Source organism: Brevundimonas sp. (assembly GCF_018608325.1).
GTDB lineage: Bacteria > Pseudomonadota > Alphaproteobacteria > Caulobacterales > Caulobacteraceae > Brevundimonas.
The window spans coordinates 1-5,352 of record NZ_JABAZW010000088.1 but is presented as its reverse complement, the minus strand read 5'-3'; the positions used below and the strand labels follow the sequence as shown (position 1 = coordinate 5,352).

At 65.1% G+C, this 5,352-nt stretch carries 5 protein-coding genes; all 5 read right to left on the bottom strand.

From position 1 onward, the window contains the following. Window positions 1-134: 134 nt before the first annotated feature. Window positions 135-653, bottom strand: coding sequence for a 30S ribosomal protein S16 (gene rpsP / locus QZ281_RS08900; protein WP_292227332.1), 519 nt, complete (start codon window positions 651-653; stop codon window positions 135-137). 24 nt (window positions 654-677) lie between these two features. Beyond that, window positions 678-2,201: a signal recognition particle protein gene (gene ffh / locus QZ281_RS08895; RefSeq protein WP_292227329.1), complete on the bottom strand. Its 1,524-nt coding sequence runs from the start codon at window positions 2,199-2,201 to the stop codon at window positions 678-680. Between the two features lie 246 nt (window positions 2,202-2,447). Next, window positions 2,448-2,819, bottom strand: coding sequence for a hypothetical protein (locus tag QZ281_RS08890; RefSeq protein ID WP_292227327.1), 372 nt, complete (start codon window positions 2,817-2,819; stop codon window positions 2,448-2,450). A gap of 81 nt (window positions 2,820-2,900) precedes the next feature. Next, the gene (locus QZ281_RS08885; protein ID WP_292227324.1) at window positions 2,901-4,274 is read right to left on the bottom strand and encodes a S41 family peptidase; all 1,374 of its coding nucleotides are present in this window, start codon (window positions 4,272-4,274) and stop codon (window positions 2,901-2,903) included. Window positions 4,275-4,430: 156 nt separating this feature from the next. Then, window positions 4,431-5,352, bottom strand: a 922-nt coding sequence (locus tag QZ281_RS08880) for a peptidoglycan DD-metalloendopeptidase family protein (RefSeq protein ID WP_292227322.1), incomplete at its 5' end; no start/stop codon positions are given.

Sequence of the window (5,352 nt, the reverse complement as noted above, 5' to 3'; positions counted from 1 at the left end):
CCCGCCGCCGATCTGGCCGACCAGAATGAGTCTGCTGTCTGTGGTCATGGCGTCTCTTCTCCTGCAGCCCGCCCCATAACAGAAAAGCAGCGCCCGTGAGGACGCTGCTTTCCCTGCCGGATTGGCCGAAAGCCTTAGGCTTCCGTGGTTTCTTCAGCCGGAGCTTCAGCGGCCGGAGCCTCTTCAGCAGGGGCTTCTTCAGCAGCCGGAGCCGGAGCGTTCTTGGCGGCTTCAGCTTCTTCCTTGGCGCGGGCAGCAGCTTCGGCAGCTTCGATCTTGGCGGCCGCTTCGGCTTCCAGACGGTCGGCTTCGCGCTGGGCGCGTTCAGCGGCGCGCTCTTGCGCCTTCTTGCCCGGTGCGCCCTTGTTCGGGTTGTTGGACTGCGTCCACTTGACCTTCTGGCTCAGGGTCTCGTCCTGCGACAGGAAGCGAGCAACGCGGTCGGTCGGCTGCGCGCCCTTGCCCAGCCACTCAGCGATGCGCTCGACCTTCAGGGCGACGCGCGGCGTGGCGCTGTCCTTGGGCAGCATCGGGTTGTAGCTGCCAACCTTCTCGATGAACTTGCCGTCGCGAGGGGCGTGCGAGTCAGCAACGACGATGTGGTAGTAGGGGCGCTTCTTGGCGCCGCCGCGGGCCAGACGAATCTTCAGCATTTTCAGTCTCTTTCTAGAAGGTCGTTATTTCTTTGAGGGGAAACCGGGCAGGCCCGGAAGCCCCCCCGGAAGTTGTCCGCCGCCCAGGCCCGCCAAACGGTCCTGCACAGCTTTCAGTTCGTCAGCGCTGGGTTCGGCCATCTTGCCGCCGCCCAGAGCCTTAAGACGCGCCATGTCCGGCCCGCCCATTCCACCGCCGCCGAGACCGCCAAGCATGGCCGCCATCTGCTGCATCTTCTTGGGTCCGCCACGCGCCATCGACTTGACCATGTCGGCCATCTGGCGGTGCTGTTTCAGAACCCGGTTCACGTCCTGCACATCGACGCCTGCGCCCGCCGCGATGCGCTTCTTGCGCGAGGCGTTCAGCAGGTCCGGCTTCTTGCGCTCGGCCTTGGTCATCGAGGAGATGATGGCTTCCTGACGCAGGATCATGCGGTCGTCGATGCCGCTGTCAGCCATCTGGTTCTTCATCTTGGCCACGCCCGGAAGCATGCCCATGATGCCCTGAAGACCGCCCATCCGCTTCATCTGCTGAAGCTGACCGGCCAGATCGTCCAGATCGAACTGACCCTTGGCCAGTTTGCGGGCCATCTTCTCGGCCTTGGCCTGATCCAGGTCCTGCGCGGCCTTTTCAACCAGGGCGACAATATCGCCTTGGCCCAGAATGCGGCCTGCGACGCGGCGAGCGTCGAAGACGTCCAGCGCATCAACCTTTTCGCCCGCACCCAGATATTTGATCGGCAGGCCGGTGACGGCGCGCATCGACAGCATGGCGCCGCCGCGGCCATCGCCGTCGGCGCGGGTCAGGACCAGACCCGTCAGAGGCAGGCGTTCATGGAAGGCCTTGGCGGTGCGGACGGCGTCCTGACCGGTCAGGCTGTCGGCGACCAGCAGGGTCTCGACGGGCTTGGAGATCTCGGCGACCTCGGCCACCTCGTTCATCAGCCCTTCGTCCAGGGTGATGCGGCCGGCGGTGTCGAGGATCAGGACATCGAAGCCCTGAAGCTTGGCGGCGGTCAGGGCGCGCTTGGTGATCTGGACCGCGCTCTCGCCCGCCACGATAGGCAGGGTGGCGACCTCGATCTGCTTGCCCAGGGTGGCCAGCTGCTCCATCGCGGCCGGACGACGCGTGTCCAGCGAGGCCATCATGACCTTCTTGCGATCAAACTTGGTCAGACGCAGCGCCAGCTTGGCGGAGGTGGTCGTCTTACCCGAACCCTGCAGACCGGCCATCAGCACGACGGCGGGCGGGTTGGCGTTGGTGTTGAGGGGGACCGGCTCTTCGCCGCCCAGCATCTCGATCAGGCCGTCATAGACGATCTTGACCACCTGATCGGCAGGCTTGACCGAACGGATGACTTCTTCGCCCGTGGCGCGCTCGGTGGCGAAGGAGATGAAGTCCTTGACGACCGGCAGGGCGACGTCAGCCTCAAGCAGGGCCACGCGCACTTCGCGCATCGCCTCGGCGACATCCTTTTCGGACAGGGCGCCGCGACCGGTGATCCGGTCGAATACGCCTGTCAGCCGCTCGTTCAGAGCCTCGAACATACACTACCTCGTTTGGCGCAGGTGAAACGGCTCCATACGACAACGGCCTCTGGCGACGATCACGTCGGCAGAGGGTTCTCGCCAGCCTCGTCCATCAGAAATGGGGTCGTGCTGGTGGAGACGCGAGGTTCACTTGCGTCGGAAGCGGCGGCTTATGAAGGAAAACAACGGAAATGTCGAATCCGACGCCGCTTTATCTTTCAACTCCTACAGCACGCCCGAACAACGGATCAGCCGCCCTGTCTGTCAGACCAGGATGTCGAGCAGGACGGCCTGAGACTTGCCCTCCTTGGCGGCCTTCTCGACCTCGCCCTTCATAACCTCTTCCAGCTTCTCCGCGATCAGCTTTTCGATGTCGCCTTCAATGGCGGAACGCTGGGCGCTGGGCATGGCCGCCAGACCGTCCTCGGTGATCTTCTTCTCAGACAGGACCTGATCGCGCAGTTTTTCCTTCAGCTTTTCCATCTTCTGGTCATGCGCCCAGGCGCGCAGACCCTTCTCGCGGATCTGCTGCAGATCGCTTTGAAGCGCAGAGGTCGGCTTATTCTGCCCAGCAGAGGGCGATGGGCCGCCCAGCGGCTGAGCCCCCAGCAAACTGCTAACTGACGAAATCGACATGACAATCGCCTCCGTTGGGCCGGCTTAGAGCCAGCCCTTCGTTAGCGGTCATGCAAGCAGGGCGCCGCAGCGCCGAACCTATTACTGTTGGGGGTCGTCCGACGCAGGCGTGTCTTCCGGTTTGGCCTTGGCACCGGGTTCGGAGACGACGATGCCTGCGGCGGGCGCCGACAGTTTCGACAGGTCGCCGCCCGCGCGCAGGACATCCAGAGCACGCTCCAGCTGATAGTCCTTGTCCTTGGGGAATTTGTCGCCGGGCGCTTCGTGCGGGACGTGGGCGCCCTTGCGCTCGGCCCCGATCGAGGAATCCAGCGCCGTGGCGTAGGCGGCCTCGGAATAGATGAAGCTGGAGCGCGAGACGATGCGGGCCTCGGCTTCCGAACGGGCGACCTCAAGGTCCGGCTCGATGCCGATCTTCTGGATCGAGGCGCCGGACGGGGTGTAGTAGCGCGCGGTTGTGATCGACAGGGCGCCGTCCTGTCCCTGACGCAGCGGGATCACCGTCTGGACCGATCCCTTGCCGAAGCTGGTCAGGCCGACGACGACGGCGCGCTGGTGATCCTTGAGCGCGCCCGCGACGATTTCCGACGCCGAGGCGGAGCCGTAGTTGACCAGCACCACCACAGGCAGGCCGCCGGTCAGGTCGCCGGGCTTGGCGGAATAACGCTGGATCTGGTCAGGCTTGCGCCCGCGCTGGCTGACGATCTCGCCACGTTCCAGGAAGGCGTCGGACACGTCGATGGCGGCGTTCAGCAGACCGCCGCCGTTGTTGCGCAGGTCAAGGACATAACCCTTTACGCCCGGCTTCTCGGTCTTGATCTTGGCGATGGCCTCGGACAGTTCGCGGCCCGTATTCTCGTTGAAGGTCGAGACGCGCAGATAGCCGAAGTCGCCTTCGACTCGGCCGGTGACCGACTGGATCTTGATCAGTTCGCGGGTCAGGACGACCTCGCGCGGCTCCTCACCGTCACGCAGGAAGGTGACCTTGATGCTGGTGCCGACCGTGCCGCGCAGTTTCTCCGACACCTGACTGACGGTCAGGCCCGAGGCGTTCTGGCCTTCGATGGAGGAGATGACGTCGCCTGCCTGAACCCCGGCCTTGGCGGCGGGGCTGTCGTCCATCGGCGAGATGACCTTCACCATGCCGCCCTCGGAGGTGATGGTCAGGCCCACGCCCGAATATTCGCCCGAGGTGCGTTCGCGCAGATCGCCATAGCTGTCGGGTGGCAGATAGTTGGAGTGTGGGTCCAGCGCCGTCATCATGCCGCTGAGCGCGGCCTCGATCAGCTTCTTGTTGTCAACCGGAACGACATAGACCTGCTCGACGATGCCCACCACGTCGCCGAACAGCTCCAGCAGGCGGAAGGTTTCGTTGCGAGGCGTCTGGCTGGACACAGCAGCAGCAGATCCGCCGAGCACCAGTGCGGCGCAGCCGACGAGGAGCAGTTTACGCATTCGGTCTCTTTCGGTGGGGCCGATCATGATGGCGCCCGATAAGGTAAGGCCCCGTAGTCACGATGAAATCATGGCGACGCAGCGTCCACTGGATAAAATCAGCGTCAGAGCAGAATTCAAAGCCCTATTGCGGGCCTCATGCCGGTTTGACGGCGATCAACGCAGCCAGGGGGCCGGATCAATGGGGCGCTCGTCGCGACGAAGCTCGAAATAGATGTCGCCGTCGGGTCCGCTACGGCCCAGAGACTGACCATCAGCCACACGGGCGTCCGGGGCCACATCGACACTTTCCAGCCCGGCGATGACGGCGCGCCAACCGGGGCCGAGGTCCAGAATGACCACCTGACCCCAGCCGTTCAGCGGCCCGGCATAGGCCACTTTGGCATTGGCGGGAGCCGTGACCTCAGCGCGGTCAGCGCGCCAGCGCCAGCCCGAGGTTTTCGACCCATAGGTCTCGCTGGGCTCGCCCTTGATCGGACTGCTGAGGCGGCTGCGGTTGGCAGGCAGGCGCGCGGTTTCCGGCTCTGGCGCCTCCGTCGTCGGCACGGCACCGCCCAGTTCGCGAATGCGGGCCTCAAGAACACGTGCGGCGCGTTCGGCGGCGCGGGCCTCGGCGCCCAGAACGGCGGTCAGGGCGGACTTGCGCGTGGTCAGGGCCTCGATCTCGCCGCGCCGGTCGCCCTGGGCGCTCTCGGTCGTCAACAGGCGTTCGGACGACAGGACGGCCAGACGCCGCACCCGCATGATCTCGGCCTGCTGCTCGCCCAAGGCGATGGCGCGCCGCTCCAGCTCCGGCGTCATGGATTTCAGCAGGATGGAGGCGCGCACCGTGTCGATGGCCTTGTCCGCCGGGACCAGCAGCGGCGGCGGCGGGCGGCGGCTCATCATCTGCAGGGCGCTAAGCAGACGGCCCTGCGCTCCACGCTCACGGGCTAGGTCGGCGACCAGAGACGCCTCGCGGTCGCTGAGTTGACGCAGGCGGGCGCGCTGGGCCTCGATCTGCAGGTCGTCGGTGTTTTCCTGAACCCGAAGCTCGGCCAGCCGGTGCTCCAGATCACCCAGTTCCTGTCTCTTATAC